A 15,212-nucleotide genomic window follows, 5' to 3' on the forward strand; every position below is an offset into this window, starting at 1 on the left:
GGGTACCCGTGCCGCCCGGCGGAAAAACGGTGCTCACCGGTCGGCCGGCGCGACCGTCGTCGTGACCCGGGTGAGGGCGGGTGTGCGGGGCACGGAACCGAACCCGAAGCGTACGGGCGGTTCCACGGGGGCCAGGGCGCCCAGGTCGTCGCCCTCGTAGGCCGCCGACAGCGCGGCGATCGGCCGCAGTCCCCGGGCGCCGTACCACTCGTGACGGCCGGGGACGGCGCTGCCGCGGGTCCGCACGCCGCGCAGCAGCAGGCGGGCGGGGCGGTCCGTCAGCGCGGCCCAGGCCGGACGGCGGGCGAGCGGGGCGGGCACGGCCCGCAGGACGAGCCCCAGGAGGCCTGGGCGGCCGACCGTGAAGCGCAGGTCGAGCGGCCCCGCGGTGACCGTCCAGGTGTCGTCCGCGACGCGTACGTCGACCGGTGCGACGCGCACGGTGTCGAAGGTGTAGGTGCCGCTCACGAAGTCCGCCGTCCGGCGGGTGGGGGCCAGCAACAGCCGTTCCCCGTCGGCCCGTTCGATCATCACGTCGCTGAACGGCCCGAACGGTGACCGCTGCCAGTGCCCCAGCACGACGCGCGTCCCGGAGGAGGTGCCCAGGCCCGCGATCCAGCCGTCGAAGCGCAGCCGCGGACGCCGGGCGGCGGCACGGCGCCTGCCGCTCACGCCCGCTCCCGCGCCGGGGTCAGGAAGCGCCCGGCTCCGGTACGCAGGGCCGGGAGGGCCCGAGCCGGACATGCCTGACTCCTTCCGAGTAGTGCACGACGGGCTCGCCGGCGGGCGGGGGCAGGCCCGCCGCGGTGGTCAGGGTCTGCGCGAGCACCTCGACGGCGGCGTCCCTCAACGGCCAGGGCTCGTGCTCGACCGGCGTCTCCCAGAGCAGGCCGAACCGGCGTGTGTACGCCCGCCAGCGCGAGGTCAGCCAGACGTCGCGCTCCCTGGGCGCGAGCCGCTCACCGGGGCGGACGACCAGACGGTACGAGGCGCTGCCTCCCCAACGGGAGCCCTTGTAGCGGACGCTGCCGCCGTCCTCGGAGACGCTCAGCGTTCCCGGGTAGTACGGCGCCCCGATCACGCGCGCCGCCAGCATCAGCGGGGAGGACACCTCCAGGGAGAAGAACCAGAGCCCGTCCCGCCCGTTCCGGTGGCGGACGTAGGTCCGCAGGTTGGTCTCGGCGAAGGTGCGCAGCCCGGGCAGGAGGGACGGCACACCGGGAGGGCGTACGTCCGCCATGACGAAGGGCGTCAGCCCCACCCAGGCCGCGCCCTCGTACTCGTCCACGGTCAGGTCTCCGGGCAGCAGCGCCTGGACCTCGTCGGGTGGGAAGGCCCAGTGGACGAACGCCTGCGTCAGCCAGCCGGCCCGCAGTGCCGGGACACGCACCCGCTGCTCGGCTCCGTATGCCACCACGTACGCCGGGTCCCCCGTCGTGGCCAGCGGAAACGTGGGGCGGGCTGTCCAGCTGCCGTCCGTCGGCGTCCGCCTCGGCCGGGGTGGCGGACGCCGACGGGGAGGTCAGCCGGGCCAGGTTCCCGTCAGGCGGCGGGCGGCGACGGCGCCGCCGCGGTCGACGGCGGCCTTGACGCCGGCGAAGATCGCGCCCTGGAGGACGGCCGCCGGCAGGACCTCGCGCCACGTGCGCTGCTCGTCGGTGGCGTCGGGGGCGTCCTCGTCACGCCCGAGCTTCTTCCAGACCTGCTTGAACACCGCCCCGGCCACGACACCGCTGACGGCCCCCATGGCCATGCCGACGGGCTTGTAGGCGACCTTCGAGGCTTTCATCGACGCCTCTGGAAACGGCGGAAGACCAGCAGCGCGAACAGCGCGCCGGCCGCGGCGACCAGCGGAGTGCGGTTGGCCCGGGCCACCTCCAGGCCCTGGCCGGCCTTCTCACGTACCGGCTCGGGCGCCTTCTCCCGGGCGAGCTGCCCGGCCTGGGCCGCCTTGTCGCGGACCTGCTCGGCGGCCGCGGCGGCCTTGGTGCGCACCGGTTCCGGGGTCCTTTCCTGCACCACGTGGGCCGCGTGCGTCGCCTTCTCCCGCAGCTGGGTCCTGACCTGTGTGGTCTTCTCGGCGACCTGCTGGCGGACGGTCTCCGTCTTCTCCTGGGCGCGGGCCTTCACGTCGGCCTTCGCCGCGAGCGCCTCGGCGGTCCCGCCGAGCTCCTCACGGGTCGCCTCGACCCGCTCGCGCAGCTCCTCGGGGGTGGGGGTCGCCTCGTCGCGCGTGTGCGGCTTGTTTCGGGTCATCGTTGTGCCTTCTCCTTGATCTCGGCCACGTCGGCCTTGACGCTGTCGATGGTCTGTTCGGGCGTCGGCGGGGTCGCCTTGCTGATCTGCTGCTTGCCGAGCGCCGCCATCAGCGCGGTGACGGCCGCGAGGACGCCGGTGACGATCAGCGCCGCCACCCACACGTCCATCGCGAGCGACAGCGCGGCGATCACGGTGACCACCAGGGCCTGCAGGGTGAGGACACCCACCAGGCCGGCGCCGCCGAACAGGCCGCCGCCCTTGCCGAACCGCTTGCCCTTCTGGGTCATCTCGGCCTGCGCGAGGCGCATTTCGTCGCGGACCAGCTGCGACAGCTGCTGCGAGGCACGCTGGACCAGCTCACTGACCGGTTCCTGTGCTCCGCCGCCGGTGCGGGGGGAGCCGTCTGCTGTCATCGGTGCTCACCTGTCCTTCGTCGGCGTGTGCTACATGGGCCGGCCGGGTGCCCGGGTGCCCCCGCGACGGCACATCACCGCCCGTCTAAGCGCACCGCCCGTCAGAGCGCATGGCGCCGCACCAGACGCGGCACGGCCCGTACGAGAGCGGCGGCGGCCAGCCCGATCGCGCCGCCGGCGACCACGTCGGAGGGGTAGTGCGCACCGCTGTGTACCCGCTCGGCGGCCACCATCACCGCCGGCACCCCGCAAGCGGCTCCGGCGGCCGGCCACACCGACGCGACGGCTCCGGCGAACGCGAAGGCGGCGGCCGTGTGCCCGGAGGGGAAGGAGGAGCTGTCGGGGCGCTCCCGCAGCACCTCCGGCGGGACCCACTCGCGGGGCGGGCGGCGCCGCCGGTAGAGCTGCTTGGCGACCGCGTTGGACAGCACCTGGGCCGTCGTCATGGCGCCCACCCCGGCAGCGGCGGCGGTACGCCCGCGCCAGCCGCCGGCGGCGGCCATCACCCCGGCCGCCGCCCACCACAGCTTGGTGTGCTCGGCCGCCTCCTCCACCGCGGGCGCGATCCCCCGCACCCAGGCCGGCCCCCGCCCGATCACCCGCCTGGCCAGCCGGTGATCTCCGTCGCGCAGATCCGTCGTCACTCCCATGACCAGCCGACTTCCCGTCCAGGGCGCTGTCACACCGGGCCCGGCCGCGGTGATCCACCGCCTCAGGATTCAAGACGGCGGCGGTCCTCCTCGTCCCACTTGCGGGTGTCGCGCGGCTCGACGTACGGCTCCTCACCGGCCGGATGACCGCCCGCGATGGCACGCTGGCGGGCCATCTCCGCGTCGAACTCCAGGCCGAGCAGGATGGCGATGTTGGTGATCCACAGCCACACCAGGAAGATGATCACGCCGGCGAAGGTGCCGTAGGTCTTGTTGTACGAGGCGAAGTTCGCCACGTAGAACGCGAAACCGGCCGAGGCGATCATCCAGATCACCAGCGCCAGGAAGCTGCCCGGCGAGATCCAGCGGAAGCCGCGGACCTTGGCGTTGGGGGTCGCCCAGTACAGGATCGCGATCATGATCGTGACCAGGACCACCAGCGCCGGCCACTTCGCGATCGACCACACCGTCAGGAAGGTGTCGCCGAGGCCCAGCGCCGTGCCGACCTGGCGTGCGAGGTCGCCGGTGAAGACGACGATCAGCGCACTGGCCACAGCCATGATCATCAGCACCACGGTCACCCCGACACGGACCGGCAGCACCTTCCACACCGGACGGCCCTCGGGGACGTCGTAGACCGCGTTGGCGCTCCTGATGAACGCGGCGACATAGCCGGACGCCGACCACACCGCGACCGCCAGACCCACGATCGCCATGATCGAGCCGATGCCGGCGTTGCCCTGCAACTGCCGCACCGCGTTGGTGAGGACGTCCCGCACCGCGCCCGGGGCGATGTTCTGGATGTTGTCCAGCACCCGCTGCGTCGTCGACCGTCCGGAGATCCCGATCAGCGAGATCAGCGCCAGCAGGGCCGGGAACAGCGCCAGGATCCCGTAGTAGGTCAGCGCCGCCGCCCGGTCGGCCAGCTCGTCCTTCTTGAACTCCTTCAGGGTGCCTTTAAGCACCGCTCCCCAGGAGCGTTTGGGCAGGTCCGTCGGAGTGTCCGGCGCCTGCCGCTCCACCTGTTCGTCCGGCCCGGCCTGAGGTGCCTGCGCAGCCTCAGGTGCGCGCTCGGTCTCGGCCTTCTGGCCGGCCGTGCCGTGCTCGCCGTGCCGTCCATGCCGTTTCCTCAACGTCCGTACCATTTCAGCCGAGTATCCGACTGAGCATCGCCCATACTCGAATGCGCGGCAGAACAGGAAAAATCCGAGCGCTGGTTCAGCGGAGGGTGTGGTGACCGGTGCGCGGTGCGGGAGACGAGGAGCGGTCGGGGCCCGCGGCCGGGCCGGGTTTCTGGCGGCAGGTCGTCGAGCAGCTGGGCACGGCCCTGATCGTGACGGACCCGGCCGGACGGATCCTCGCGGCCAACCCGGCGGCCGAGCGGCTGCTGGGCCGCACCGCCGCGGCGATGCGCGGCCGGGACGCGCACGATCTGCTGCACCGGGCCGCGGACGGCGGCCGGATCCCACGGGAACGGTGCCCGCTGCTCAGGGCGCTGGCCGAGGGGACCACCGCGCGCGGGGAGGGCGACAGCTGTCTGCACGGTGACGGCCGCCTGGTCGGGATCTCCTGGTCCGCTTCTCCCCTGACGGACGGCGGCTCCGTCCGGGGCATGGCCGTGCTGTTCACCGACGCCACCGGCGACCGCAGCGCGCGCCGGGAACGCGCGGCCTACACGAGTGCTCTGGAGGACCTCGCCGAGCGGCTGACGCTGGTCGCGGAGATCACCGACGTACTGGGGCAGACCCTGGAGACCGACGAGGCCCTCGCCCGGCTGGGCCGCCTGCTGGTGCCCCGCCTCGCCGACTGGGCGGCGGTGGACCTGCGGGTCGGCTCCGGGCAGGTGCACCGGGTGGCGGTCACCGGTCCCAAGGGCCGGAACGCCGTACACGAGGACTGGCACGAGCGTCTTCCCGAGGCGGGGGAGGCGGCCCGCTCACCGCTGGTCCGGGCCCTGCTCGGCGGTGATCCCGTCCTGCAGGAGCGGGCGGAGACGGCCCCACCGACCGGCTCCGCCCTGGCCGTCCTGCACAGCGGTTTCCTGCGGGCGGTGGGCGCCACGTCCGCCGTCACGGTGCCGCTGGGTGACAGGCGGCGGATCGCCGGCGCCCTGACGCTGGTGCGCACCGACCCGGCGCACCCGTTCGGCCCCGCCGACCTGGAGGTGGTGAGCGACATCGGCCGACGGGTCGGCCGGGTCATCGACAACGCCCGCCGGTTCGGCCGCCAGCGCGCCGTCGCCGAGGCCATGCAGCGCAACCTGCTCGCCCCGCTGCCCCAGCCCGGCGGGATGCGGCTGGCCGCCCGTTACCAGCCCGCCCCGGCCGGCTCCCAGGTCGGCGGCGACTGGTACGACGCGTTCGAGCTGAAGGACGGCACGCTCGCGCTGGTCATCGGCGACGTGGTGGGCCACGACCTGACCGCGGCGGCCGGCATGGCGCAACTGCACGGCATCCTGCGCTCCCTGGCCTGGGACCACACCGGGCCGCCCGGCGCGGTCGTCGACCGGCTCGACGACGCCATGACCGTCATCACCACCGTCCCCATGGCCACGCTCGTCCTCGCCCGGATCGAAGGCCGCCCGCACACCGGCCCGTGGACGCTGCACTGGACCAGCGCCGGACATCCGCCGCCCCTCCTGCTGACCCGGGACGGACAGGCCCAGTACCTCGAAGCCGGGCAGGGACTCCTGCTCGGCGCCGGCCCCGGAACCGGCGGGAACCGGCCCAACGCCACCCACCCCCTGCCCCCGGGCTCCACCCTGCTGCTCTACACCGACGGACTGATCGAGATCCCCGGCAGCGACCTCGGCGCCGGCCTCGGCCGCCTGCGCCACCACGCCCTCGCGCTCGCCCACGAACCGCTGGACACGCTGTGCGACCAGCTGCTCGCCCGCATGCCGCCCGGCGGCACCGACGACGTGGCCCTGCTCGCCCTGCGCCTGCCGACGCCGTGACAGGGGCCGGCGTGCTCAGGTCCCCAGGACCAGCACCCGGAACGGGCCGTGCGGGGACGTCCGGGGCGTGTCGCCGTCGAGGTACCGCCATCCCCAGGACCGCAGCGCCTCGACGGTCTCGGTGTCGGAGCGGTTCACCAACGTGACGCCGAGCGCGGCACCGTGGTCGGTGAGCAGCCGCTTCTGCAGGCGCCGGGCGAGGTTCCAGGCACGGTCCTGGTTCTGCCACCGCACCCGGGGCGGGACCAGGATCCCGGAGACCACGAAGAGACGTCCGCCGGCGGCGAGCCGCAGCAGCCTGCCCGGCAGATATCCGTCGAAGCCCTCCCACCCGGGCCCGTCGCCGCGCAGGGGGAAACCGAAGGCGCATCCGGTCAGGCCCGTGCTCTCCGCGATCAGCAGCTCGAATCCCGGTCGCCGTACGTCGGCCGCCAGCCGGCGCAGGAAGGCGCCGCGGGCCTGGTTCCACGCCCAGGGGCCGCCGCCGGAGGTCTCCGCGTACAGATCGCCCAACTCCTGGAGATGGTCCTCGATCTGACGACGGCTCAGCGGACGGACGCGTACTCCCTCACGGGGCGAGGAGCCTCGTTCCGGCCGCGGTGGGCGCTGCCTGCGCGCCTCTGGCGGCGGCCCGGGGAGGTCGGTGGTCGTCGGCCGAGCCGGCGCGTTCACGGTCATGAGGCAAGCCCTGCCCCGGGCGCGGGCGGATCCGGCCCGGCGTCGTCCGTCGCCGAGAGCGGCACCGGTGTCGGAGCCGGTGCGCGACATGCCCTCGGTCCTTCCACCGTATCGTTCCTGAAGACTGAGCAGGAGTGAGCCCACTTACCGGCGAGCAGCTTCAACCCCCCGGCCCCGCGCACACCGGTGCCGTCCGCGCCCCGCCGGGCTCGGGCCGCGCGGGAGTACGGTGGACCTACCCCGGGCGTTGAGGCCGAGCAGCCCGACGCATGGACGCCGACACCCCACCAGCCACAGGACAGAGGTGAGCTCCATGCACGCGCCGACCCCTCGCGACCACGGCAGCGCCGACCGCACCCGACCGCCGCGCGAAGACCCACCCGCGTACGAGACCGCGGACGGCGATCCCCCCGGGGGCGACCTCGCCGAGGTCCGCATCATCGCCGCCAGCCCCGACATAGCGCAGCGGGTGGCACAGCTGTTGCGCCGGAACTTCCACTGCGACGAGCCGCGCAGTTACCCCGCGGGCGCCGACGGCAGCGGCACCCTGCTCCATCTCACGGTCGACACCGCGCACGTCACCGCGGAGGCCTCCGCGGTGACGCCCTGGCTGACCACCAGCCACACCCAGGCCCGCCGCGCCCACACCGACGAACCGGGCTGAACCCGGCCGTCGGCAACTGTTACGGTCCGTAACCCCCTTTTCGCCTTCAGCGAGGTAGGGTGAACAGACCGAGGGCACGGCGCATACCGGTGACCGGGCCGGTTTCGCTCCCGGCGCACGACGACACCGGGCGGCTCGTCGCCCGGGACAGGTTCCGCATCATGACCGCCCTCGCCGCCCGCCCTCGATCCGGTCGTAGCAACACGGCGTTCACCCTTACCTGCGCCGCGGGTAAAGCCGCCCTCGTCTGAGGGCCGCCGCCCGCGCCCGCCCCCGCACGACACAGCAGCAGCCGAGCACCCGGCCGCGCCTCCCCCGGCCTACGTCTCGGCCGGCGGGAGGACCCCTTCACCGAGGCCGAGGAGCCCCGTCATGCCGTTCGATTCCCCCGCGACCGTTCCCTCACCGGCGGCGTCCCCGCCGGACGCCGCCCGCCCCTCGCAGGCGTACGACGGAGCGGCGCCCTTCCCGTCCGGTGGGCCGGCGCCCGCCCGCGGCGGCTCCGACCGCGTGTACGTGGCGGTGACGGCGGCGATCGTCGTGCTGCCGTTCCTGGCGCTCGGCGCGGCGGGCTGGTGGCTGTGGGGCAGCTTCATCCGTCCCACCGACATCGTCCTCGCGCTCGTCCTGTACACGATCACGGGCCTCGGCGTCACCGTCGGCTTCCACCGCGGCCTCACGCACGGCGGCTACCGTGCCGTCCGTCCCGTGCGCATCGCGCTGGCGGTGGCCGGGTCGATGAGCTTCCAGGGCGACGTCATCGGCTGGGTGGCCACGCACCGCCGCCACCACGCCTTCACGGACCGGCCCGGCGACCCCCACTCCCCGTACCGCTACGGCACCCATCTGCGCGGCCAGTTGCGCGGACTGCTGGACGCCCACGTCGGCTGGCTGTTCCGCAACGACCCCACGCCCGCCGAGCGGTACGCCCCCGACCTGCTGGCCGACCGCGACATCCGGGCCGTCTCCCGGGCCTTCCCGGCGCTGTGCCTCCTCACGCTCGCGCTGCCCTTCGGCATCGGCTGGGCCATCGGCGGCACCTGGGTCCACGCGCTGACCGCCATGCTGTGGGCGGGGCTCGTACGCATCGCCCTGCTGCACCACGTGACCTGGAGCGTCAACTCGCTGTGCCACGTGCTGGGCAAGCGGCCCTTCCGCACCCGGCGCCACGACCGGGCCACCAACCTGTGGCCGCTGGCGCTGCTCTCCTTCGGGGAGAGCTGGCACAACCTCCACCACGCCGACCCCACCAGCGCCCGGCACGGCGTCGACCGGGGTCAGATCGACCCGTCGGCCGCCGTCATCCGCCTCTTCGAGCGCCTCGGCTGGGTGTCCGACGTGCGCTGGCCCACCTCGGACCGCCTGGCCGCCCGCCGTGCCTGACCCGGACCGCCGCTCTCCGCACAGCCAGCCGAAGGAAACCATCATGATCACCGAAGCACCGCCCGAACCGCCCACCGGCGCCCTCCTGCGCCTGCGCCTCGCGCCCCACAGCACGCTGCCGCGCCGCCTCGACGGTGCCTGGTGGCCCCGCTCGTACGACCTCCTGACGGAGCTTCCGCAACTGCTCGCCGCGCTGCCGCGCGCCTGGGGGCACATCACCAGCGTCACGGTGAACGGAGCGGCCTGGTCCGCGGCCCCGGGCCGGATGCTCGTCGCCAACCAGGTCGTACGCCTGTGCAAGGCGACCGCGCTGCACGCCCCGAACACCGTGGTCCTGCTCGCCCCCGGCCACGGCCGCCGGGACCTGCTGGTCGTGCCGCCCGACACCGCCGAGGAGGCGGCCGAGCCGCTCATCACGGCCGCGCTGCGGGACCACACCTGACCCTGGTCCCCCGCGGCCCGACCCCCGGTCCCCCGCGGCCGGGAGTAGCGTGGACGCCAGGAGAGCGACAGGCAGGTGAGGGTGATGTCCGACACCGATCCCGCGCCTCGGGCAGGACTCCTGGCGGACGGCGTGCACGCGTCCGTGCGCCGCGGCACGGCCCTGCTGCGGCTCAGCACGACCCACGACCGCCGGGGCATCCTCGACGGTGCGTGGTGGCCCCGCTCCAGGGACCTCGCCGCCGAACTTCCCGGCCTGATCAGGGCGTTGACCGAGCACATCGGGTCCGTTATCCGGATCGGCCTGGACCGCGCGGCCTGGGACGAACTGCCGACACGGATGACCGTCGACGACCGTGTGGTGCACATCGACGCCTTCTCCGTGGGGGACGGCACCGCGCTCGTGACCCGCGGCGAACAGGACCTGTTCTCCCTGCTCGTGGTCCCGCCGGACGCCTCCCCGGAGGCGGCGCGGGCCGCGATGGCCGAAGCGGTCCGCACCGACAACCCCAAGCGGGCGGAGCAGATCCTCATCGACACCGGCACGGACCAGCGAAATTCGTCGTCGTAAGCGGGAATTTTCCGCGGTGTCCGCGAATATTCCCCGGCCGGCTGACGGCGTGAAATTGTTTCCCGCGCATGGACGATCAGGCCGTGGTACTGTCGATGTCAGTTGCAGTTGTGGTTGCCAGAAGGTTTTTTTCCGACGGGGTGATCATCACGGCGACCGGAGTCCGCACAGTGCAGACTCCCAACACCGTACCGAAGGAGAAAAAAATGGCATCTGGCACCGTGAAGTGGTTCAACGCGGAAAAGGGCTTCGGCTTCATCGAGCAGGACGGCGGCGGCGCCGACGTCTTCGCCCACTACTCGAACATCGCCACCCAGGGCTTCCGCGAGCTTCAGGAGGGCCAGAAGGTGACGTTCGACGTCGCGCAGGGCCAGAAGGGCCCGACCGCCGAGAACATCGTTCCCGCCTGACACGCGCACTGACGTTCACTTCGCAGCTGGGGCCCGCACCTTGGGGTGCGGGCCCCAGCTCGCTCCATTCCCGGGCGCCTCACGAGGATTCCCCACCGGACGACGGTGACATATCCCTCACCGATTCCGTCGCATCGACGGAATCGATCCGGCACGCCCCCATCATCTCCGGCTCGTTCTCGCGATTCTTCGCGCCGCTCCCCAGCAGCGCGATTTCCTTGATACGTGCCGCATCAAGGAAATGTGAAGGTTTCGCATGAGCCGTGCACGTACGACGCGCACCTATGACCGCTTCGGCGGCCCCTCCGGCAACCGCTCCGCCGGCAACCGCTCCTCCGCCCCGCGCCGCTCCAAGAGCAGCTACGGACGCCGACCGGCCGCCCCGCAGGGCGAGTTCGCCCTGCCGGTGACGACGACGCCCGCGCTGCCCGCCGTCGAGGCGTTCGCCGATCTCGACCTGCCGGCGCCGATCCTGGCCGCGCTCGGCCAGGAAGGCGTGACCGTACCGTTCCCCATCCAGGCGGCGACCTTGCCGAACTCCCTGGCCGGCCGTGACGTACTCGGCCGTGGCCGCACCGGTTCGGGCAAGACGCTCGCCTTCGGCCTGGCGATGCTGGCCCGTACCGCCGGCCGGCGCGCCGAGCCCCGGCAGCCGCTGGCCCTCGTCCTCGTCCCCACCCGTGAGCTCGCCCAGCAGGTCACCGACGCGCTCACCCCGTACGCCCGTGCCGTGCGGCTGCGGCTGGCCACCGTGGTCGGCGGGATGTCGATCGGCAAGCAGGCCGGTGCGCTGCGGGGCGGGGCCGAGGTCGTCGTCGCGACACCGGGACGGCTGAAGGACCTCATCGACCGGGGCGACTGCCGACTGGACGACGTCACCATCACCGTCCTCGACGAGGCCGACCAGATGGCCGACATGGGCTTCATGCCCCAGGTCACCGCGCTGCTCGACCAGGTGCGTCCCCAGGGGCAGCGGATGCTGTTCTCGGCCACCCTGGACCGCAACGTCGACCTGCTCGTCCGCCGCTACCTGACCGACCCGGTCGTCCACTCCGTCGATCCGTCGGCGGGCGCCGTCACCACGATGGAGCACCACGTGCTCCACGTGCACGACACGGACAAGCAGCGCACCACCACCGAGATCGCGGCCCGCGACGGCCGGGTGATCATGTTCCTGGACACCAAGCACGCGGTGGACCGGCTGACCAAGCACCTGCTGAAGAGCGGTGTGCGCGCCGCGGCCCTGCACGGCGGCAAGTCCCAGCCGCAGCGCACCCGCACCCTGGAGCAGTTCAAGAGCGGGCACGTGACCGTGCTGGTGGCGACCAATGTCGCGGCGCGCGGGATCCACGTCGACAACCTCGACCTGGTCGTCAACGTCGACCCGCCCACCGACCCCAAGGACTACCTGCACCGCGGCGGACGCACCGCCCGCGCGGGCGAGTCCGGCAGCGTCGTCACCCTGGTGACCCCCGACCAGCGCCGGGACATGAGCCGGCTGATGGCCTCGGCCGGCGTCACCCCGAAGGTCACCCCGGTACGTTCGGGCGAGGCGGAGCTGACCCGCATCACCGGGGCCCAGACGCCGTCCGGTGTCCCCGTCGTCATCACCGTGCCGGTCGTGGAACGCCCCCGCCGCGCCGCGTCCGCCACGTCTTCGTCCCGTGGGCGTCGTGGCCGCCGCGGTCGCCCCGCCCAGGGCGGCACCACCGGTGAAGCGCCGCGCCGCACGGCACGGCGGCAGTCCTCCGCGCTCGGCCCGGCGGCCTAGCCTTCAGATGCAGCACACCCCTGATTCCCTCCCCTGGTCAGTCCGCTCCCCATCCCCCTGTGAGGCATCATGCGCTGTGTCATCGCCCGGTACCCGTTCGACCTGACCAAGAACGACGTGCTGGCCGCCATGAAGGGCGTCACGCCCGAGCTCGTCACGGCTGAGTCCGTGACCATCGGCCGCCGCCGCTACCCCGTCAAGCAGGTCGGCGAGGTCATCACCCGGCAGGACCGCCGCGACTTCAGCAGCGGTGAGGTCATCCGGGCCATGACCCGCCTCGGCTTCACCTGCCACGAGCACCCCGACGCCACACCCGTGCGGGCCGCCGCCACTCCGCTCCAGACCGCGTCGGAGCTGCTCGGCAGCCCCGCCCCGCAGGACGTCTGAGGAGCGGCGGAAACCGCCGACGGATCCGGAGAGGGCCCTGCCGACACGCGTCGGCCAGGCCCTCTTCGTGTTCGTACTGCCCTGCGGCTCCTCGGTTACGCGAAACACTTTCGCAAGCCGTGGCAGGTGCGTGCCGGCGACGCGACGCCCCCGGCCCGGCCACCGGAATACGGCGGCCGGGCCGGGGGCGTCATCCGCAGCTGCGCGCTACTCCGCCGGTGAAGCGGCGCCGGCCGTCACGTCGGTCACCTTCCAGCGCTGGTTGGGGCCGGAGTTCGGCCACCACACGCCGACCTTGGCTCCGTCACCGGTGGCCTGGCCGAAGACGTCCGGGAGCTGGCCGGTGGCGGCGTTGACGAGGGTCCAGGTGCCGTCGCCGGTCGTGGACATGATCCACTGGGCGGCGCTGTCGGGGCGGCCCTCGGCGGGCTCGGCCACCAGGGCGCCGTCGCGGATGGCCAGGCGCTTTCCCGCCTCCGCCGCGGCGAAGACGTACCGCTTCCGGTTGTCGGTGCCGCTGATCTGCTCCACCCGCCACTGCTGACCGCTCGGGTCGGCCGCGTCGGCGCTCTTGATCACCAGGCCGGTGCCGTCGGCGGCGACGGTGAGGTCCTTGCCGCTCTGGACGCCAGTCAGCCGGTAGGTGTGGCCCTTCTTCAGCTCGGCCGCGTCCTCGGCGACGCCGGAGACGCCCTTGACGAGGAAGGACGTCACGGACTGGGCGGGCACGGTGACGGTGGCCTGCTCGCCGGAGACCCGGACGGGCTGCTGCCGCTCCAGCTTGCCGTCGGCGCTGGTCACCACCGGGGTGACGGTGGCACGGGAGGAGACGCGGCCGAACTTCGACAGGTCGAGCGTGACCTCGCGGGCCTCGGTGGTGCTGTTGACGTGGACGACGGTCGCCGCGTCGCCCTTGCGGGAGACCGCCGCGGCGCTGGAGGTGTCGTTCGTCTTGATCAGCCGGTCGCCGGGCTTGATGTAGTGGGTGAAGTTGCGGGCGGTGTCGAACTTGGTGTTGGTGTAGATCGGGCAGGTCTCCAGGGTGTCCTTCTTGGTGCAGCTGAAGGGGATCTGGATCTCGCCCCAGTTGCCGCCCTTCGCGGACTCGCCGCCGGGCTTCATGTTGTCGTAGTCCTCGACCGGCTGCCAGAACACCCAGGCGCGGGGCTCCAGTTCACGCAGGTCGTCGACGATGCGCTGGGCCAGGCCCAGGCCGGGCCGCATGTCCGTGAAGCTCTGGCCGTCGCCCCAGTCGCCCTCGACCTCGCTCATCCACAGCGGCTTGTCGGCGGCCTTGGCCAGGTCGCGGACGGTGGTGCGCTGGCCGGTGCCGTAGGTGTGGACGTTCATCTGGCCGACGAGGTCGCGCACGTCCTGGGGGTAGGAGTTCCAGTTCGTGGCGAAGATGCCCGGGTTGGTCTCGTCCATTGCGGAGATCTCCGCGTTGGTCCTGGACTTCTCCAGGGTCGGGGCCAGCGCGCGGAGCACCTTCTGCTGGAGTTCGGGGCCCATGTGGGCGCCCTCCTGGCGGCCGCCGACCGGCTCGCCGTCCGGGCCGAGCCGCGTGCCCCAGTAGCCGGTGTTCGGCTCGTTGAACGGGTCCAGGGTGTCGACCTTGATGCCGTGCGCCTTCTCCAGCCGTTCGGTGGCGCCGACCAGGTACTTGGCGAAGTCGTCCACGGACTCGGTCTTGAGCTGGTCGGCGTTCGCGTCGAAACCGCCCGAGACATAGCCGCTGACCGTCATGAACCACGGCGGCGAGTTGCTGAACGTCTCCCAGTGGGTGATGTCCTTCTTGATGCGGTCTACCCACCAGCGCTGCGTGGCGTCGGCGTTCTCGTTCCAGTCGGCGGGGTCGTCGGCGTCCCACCAGTCGACGTCCTCGCGGGTGGTGCCCGCCGGGGCCTTCCACCAGCCCTCGACCGCGCCTCCCGGGCGGAGGTAGTCCTTCACGTCCGGGGCGTTGCCGCCGCCGATGTTGTAGCGGGCGATGTTCAGGGCGAGGCCGTCGTCCCCGAAGAGGAGCCGGGCCAGCTTCTCCCGTATCTGCGGGGGATAGTCGCCGGTGGCGTTGGCGAACCAGACCAGGCTGGTGCCCCAGCCCTCGAACCGCTCCTGCCGGTAGGAGGGGTCGGGCCGGACGGTCACCGCGGCGGTGGCGGCCGTGCCGGTCGTCGTCTCGGCGTGCGCGGCCGGCAGCGCGGTGGTGGCCAGAACGGTCCCGGTCGCGAGGGCGGTGATGCCGATGGCCCCCAGGAGCCGTCTCGTACGGGTGCGGTGTGCCATCTCGAGTACTCCAACTCTTCTGTGTGCCGCGCGTCCCGGCGGGACACAGAGATCGGGGCCTACGTGGTGCGACTTGTTCCTTTTGATGCCTTCTCGTACGGTTTCTGCGGGCGATGTTTACGTAAACATGCACTGGCGCGATGTCTACACTGTCCGAATCTCGACGGTCAAGGAGTCGTTCCGGACCGAAAGTTGCGCAACCAGGGGACGTGGGGGACAGGGTGGACACAGCCGACGCCGACAGCACACCGGCACCGGTGGGAGCACGCCGGGCGGGAAGCCGTACGGGCCAGACAGGCGTGCGTACGGGAAAACGCGCCGCCCGCCCCCGGCAGGGGGCCTC

Annotated in this window: 17 protein-coding genes; 8 read left to right on the forward strand and 9 right to left on the reverse strand. The window is 72.7% G+C overall.

Going from position 1 to position 15,212, the window contains the following annotated elements; translation table 11 throughout:
* Positions 1 to 33: 33 nt before the first annotated feature.
* The 7 genes from ACYVMZ_RS17245 to ACYVMZ_RS17275 form a co-directional block, all read right to left on the reverse strand.
* Positions 34 to 672 carry a hypothetical protein gene (locus tag ACYVMZ_RS17245; protein WP_461080440.1) on the reverse strand — a complete coding sequence of 213 codons (639 nt, stop codon included), beginning with the start codon at positions 670 to 672 and terminating at the stop codon, positions 34 to 36.
* Between the two features lie 19 nt (positions 673 to 691).
* Positions 692 to 1,417, reverse strand: a complete 726-nt coding sequence (locus ACYVMZ_RS17250) for a YqjF family protein (protein ID WP_461080442.1) — start codon at positions 1,415 to 1,417, stop codon at positions 692 to 694.
* A gap of 105 nt (positions 1,418 to 1,522) precedes the next feature.
* On the reverse strand, positions 1,523 to 1,789 hold the full coding sequence (locus tag ACYVMZ_RS17255) for a DUF4235 domain-containing protein (protein ID WP_461080444.1): 267 nt from the start codon (positions 1,787 to 1,789) through the stop codon (positions 1,523 to 1,525).
* Positions 1,786 to 2,256 carry a DUF3618 domain-containing protein gene (locus tag ACYVMZ_RS17260; RefSeq protein ID WP_461080446.1) on the reverse strand — a complete coding sequence of 157 codons (471 nt, stop codon included), beginning with the start codon at positions 2,254 to 2,256 and terminating at the stop codon, positions 1,786 to 1,788. Before ACYVMZ_RS17260 ends, ACYVMZ_RS17255 begins: the two co-directional genes overlap by 4 nt.
* Positions 2,253 to 2,672, reverse strand: a complete 420-nt coding sequence (locus tag ACYVMZ_RS17265; protein ID WP_461080448.1) for a phage holin family protein — start codon at positions 2,670 to 2,672, stop codon at positions 2,253 to 2,255. The genes ACYVMZ_RS17260 and ACYVMZ_RS17265 overlap by 4 nt, the downstream gene beginning before the upstream one ends.
* A 101-nt stretch (positions 2,673 to 2,773) precedes the next feature.
* Positions 2,774 to 3,322, reverse strand: a complete 549-nt coding sequence (locus ACYVMZ_RS17270) for a phosphatase PAP2 family protein (protein ID WP_461080450.1) — start codon at positions 3,320 to 3,322, stop codon at positions 2,774 to 2,776.
* Positions 3,323 to 3,384: 62 nt separating this feature from the next.
* Positions 3,385 to 4,467 carry a YihY/virulence factor BrkB family protein gene (locus ACYVMZ_RS17275; protein WP_461080452.1) on the reverse strand — a complete coding sequence of 361 codons (1,083 nt, stop codon included), beginning with the start codon at positions 4,465 to 4,467 and terminating at the stop codon, positions 3,385 to 3,387.
* Between the two features lie 95 nt (positions 4,468 to 4,562).
* On the opposite strand from ACYVMZ_RS17275, the gene ACYVMZ_RS17280 reads away from it, so the two are divergent.
* Entirely contained in the window at positions 4,563 to 6,278 is a 1,716-nt protein-coding gene (locus tag ACYVMZ_RS17280; protein ID WP_461080454.1) for a SpoIIE family protein phosphatase, read from the forward strand.
* A gap of 15 nt (positions 6,279 to 6,293) precedes the next feature.
* On the opposite strand, the gene ACYVMZ_RS17285 is transcribed toward ACYVMZ_RS17280, so the two are convergent.
* Positions 6,294 to 7,046, reverse strand: coding sequence for a hypothetical protein (locus tag ACYVMZ_RS17285; RefSeq protein WP_461080456.1), 753 nt, complete (start codon positions 7,044 to 7,046; stop codon positions 6,294 to 6,296).
* A 223-nt stretch (positions 7,047 to 7,269) separates the two neighbouring features.
* On the opposite strand from ACYVMZ_RS17285, the gene ACYVMZ_RS17290 reads away from it, so the two are divergent.
* The 7 genes from ACYVMZ_RS17290 (at position 7,270) to ACYVMZ_RS17320 (ending at position 12,583) form a co-directional block, all read left to right on the forward strand.
* Entirely contained in the window at positions 7,270 to 7,620 is a 351-nt protein-coding gene (locus ACYVMZ_RS17290; protein ID WP_461080458.1) for a hypothetical protein, read from the forward strand.
* Between the two features lie 372 nt (positions 7,621 to 7,992).
* A complete protein-coding gene (locus ACYVMZ_RS17295) occupies positions 7,993 to 9,003 on the forward strand; it encodes an acyl-CoA desaturase (RefSeq protein WP_461080460.1) in 1,011 nt (336 codons plus the stop codon).
* 43 nt (positions 9,004 to 9,046) lie between these two features.
* Positions 9,047 to 9,445: a DUF5994 family protein gene (locus ACYVMZ_RS17300; protein WP_461080462.1), complete on the forward strand. Its 399-nt coding sequence runs from the start codon at positions 9,047 to 9,049 to the stop codon at positions 9,443 to 9,445.
* Between the two features lie 84 nt (positions 9,446 to 9,529).
* Complete coding sequence (locus ACYVMZ_RS17305; protein ID WP_461080464.1) at positions 9,530 to 10,015, forward strand: DUF5994 family protein; 486 nt, start codon at positions 9,530 to 9,532, stop codon at positions 10,013 to 10,015.
* Positions 10,016 to 10,221: 206 nt separating this feature from the next.
* Positions 10,222 to 10,425 (forward strand): cold-shock protein, encoded by a 204-nt coding sequence (locus ACYVMZ_RS17310; protein WP_461080466.1) that lies wholly within the window; start codon positions 10,222 to 10,224, stop codon positions 10,423 to 10,425.
* A 256-nt stretch (positions 10,426 to 10,681) separates the two neighbouring features.
* The gene (locus ACYVMZ_RS17315) at positions 10,682 to 12,196 is read left to right on the forward strand and encodes a DEAD/DEAH box helicase (protein ID WP_461080468.1); all 1,515 of its coding nucleotides are present in this window, start codon (positions 10,682 to 10,684) and stop codon (positions 12,194 to 12,196) included.
* Between the two features lie 69 nt (positions 12,197 to 12,265).
* Positions 12,266 to 12,583 carry an SCO5918 family protein gene (locus tag ACYVMZ_RS17320; protein WP_461080470.1) on the forward strand — a complete coding sequence of 106 codons (318 nt, stop codon included), beginning with the start codon at positions 12,266 to 12,268 and terminating at the stop codon, positions 12,581 to 12,583.
* Positions 12,584 to 12,790: 207 nt separating this feature from the next.
* Here ACYVMZ_RS17320 and ACYVMZ_RS17325 read toward each other — a convergent pair whose 3' ends face one another.
* Positions 12,791 to 14,869 (reverse strand): glycoside hydrolase, encoded by a 2,079-nt coding sequence (locus ACYVMZ_RS17325; RefSeq protein ID WP_461080472.1) that lies wholly within the window; start codon positions 14,867 to 14,869, stop codon positions 12,791 to 12,793.
* Between the last annotated feature and the right edge of the window lie 343 nt (positions 14,870 to 15,212).

This window comes from Streptomyces deserti (genome assembly GCF_054782695.1).

Coding starts and splice junctions, on each gene's coding strand:
- ACYVMZ_RS17270 (WP_461080450.1), bottom strand. CDS start 3,322: ATGGGAGTGACGACGGATCTGCGCGACGGAGATCACCGGCTGGCCAGG.
- ACYVMZ_RS17300 (WP_461080462.1), top strand. CDS start 9,047: ATGATCACCGAAGCACCGCCCGAACCGCCCACCGGCGCCCTCCTGCGC.
- ACYVMZ_RS17320 (WP_461080470.1), top strand. CDS start 12,266: ATGCGCTGTGTCATCGCCCGGTACCCGTTCGACCTGACCAAGAACGAC.
- ACYVMZ_RS17265 (WP_461080448.1), bottom strand. CDS start 2,672: ATGACAGCAGACGGCTCCCCCCGCACCGGCGGCGGAGCACAGGAACCG.
- ACYVMZ_RS17260 (WP_461080446.1), bottom strand. CDS start 2,256: ATGACCCGAAACAAGCCGCACACGCGCGACGAGGCGACCCCCACCCCC.
- ACYVMZ_RS17255 (WP_461080444.1), bottom strand. CDS start 1,789: ATGAAAGCCTCGAAGGTCGCCTACAAGCCCGTCGGCATGGCCATGGGG.
- ACYVMZ_RS17325 (WP_461080472.1), bottom strand. CDS start 14,869: ATGGCACACCGCACCCGTACGAGACGGCTCCTGGGGGCCATCGGCATC.
- ACYVMZ_RS17290 (WP_461080458.1), top strand. CDS start 7,270: ATGCACGCGCCGACCCCTCGCGACCACGGCAGCGCCGACCGCACCCGA.
- ACYVMZ_RS17275 (WP_461080452.1), bottom strand. CDS start 4,467: ATGGTACGGACGTTGAGGAAACGGCATGGACGGCACGGCGAGCACGGC.
- ACYVMZ_RS17315 (WP_461080468.1), top strand. CDS start 10,682: ATGAGCCGTGCACGTACGACGCGCACCTATGACCGCTTCGGCGGCCCC.
- ACYVMZ_RS17285 (WP_461080456.1), bottom strand. CDS start 7,046: ATGTCGCGCACCGGCTCCGACACCGGTGCCGCTCTCGGCGACGGACGA.
- ACYVMZ_RS17310 (WP_461080466.1), top strand. CDS start 10,222: ATGGCATCTGGCACCGTGAAGTGGTTCAACGCGGAAAAGGGCTTCGGC.
- ACYVMZ_RS17305 (WP_461080464.1), top strand. CDS start 9,530: ATGTCCGACACCGATCCCGCGCCTCGGGCAGGACTCCTGGCGGACGGC.
- ACYVMZ_RS17295 (WP_461080460.1), top strand. CDS start 7,993: ATGCCGTTCGATTCCCCCGCGACCGTTCCCTCACCGGCGGCGTCCCCG.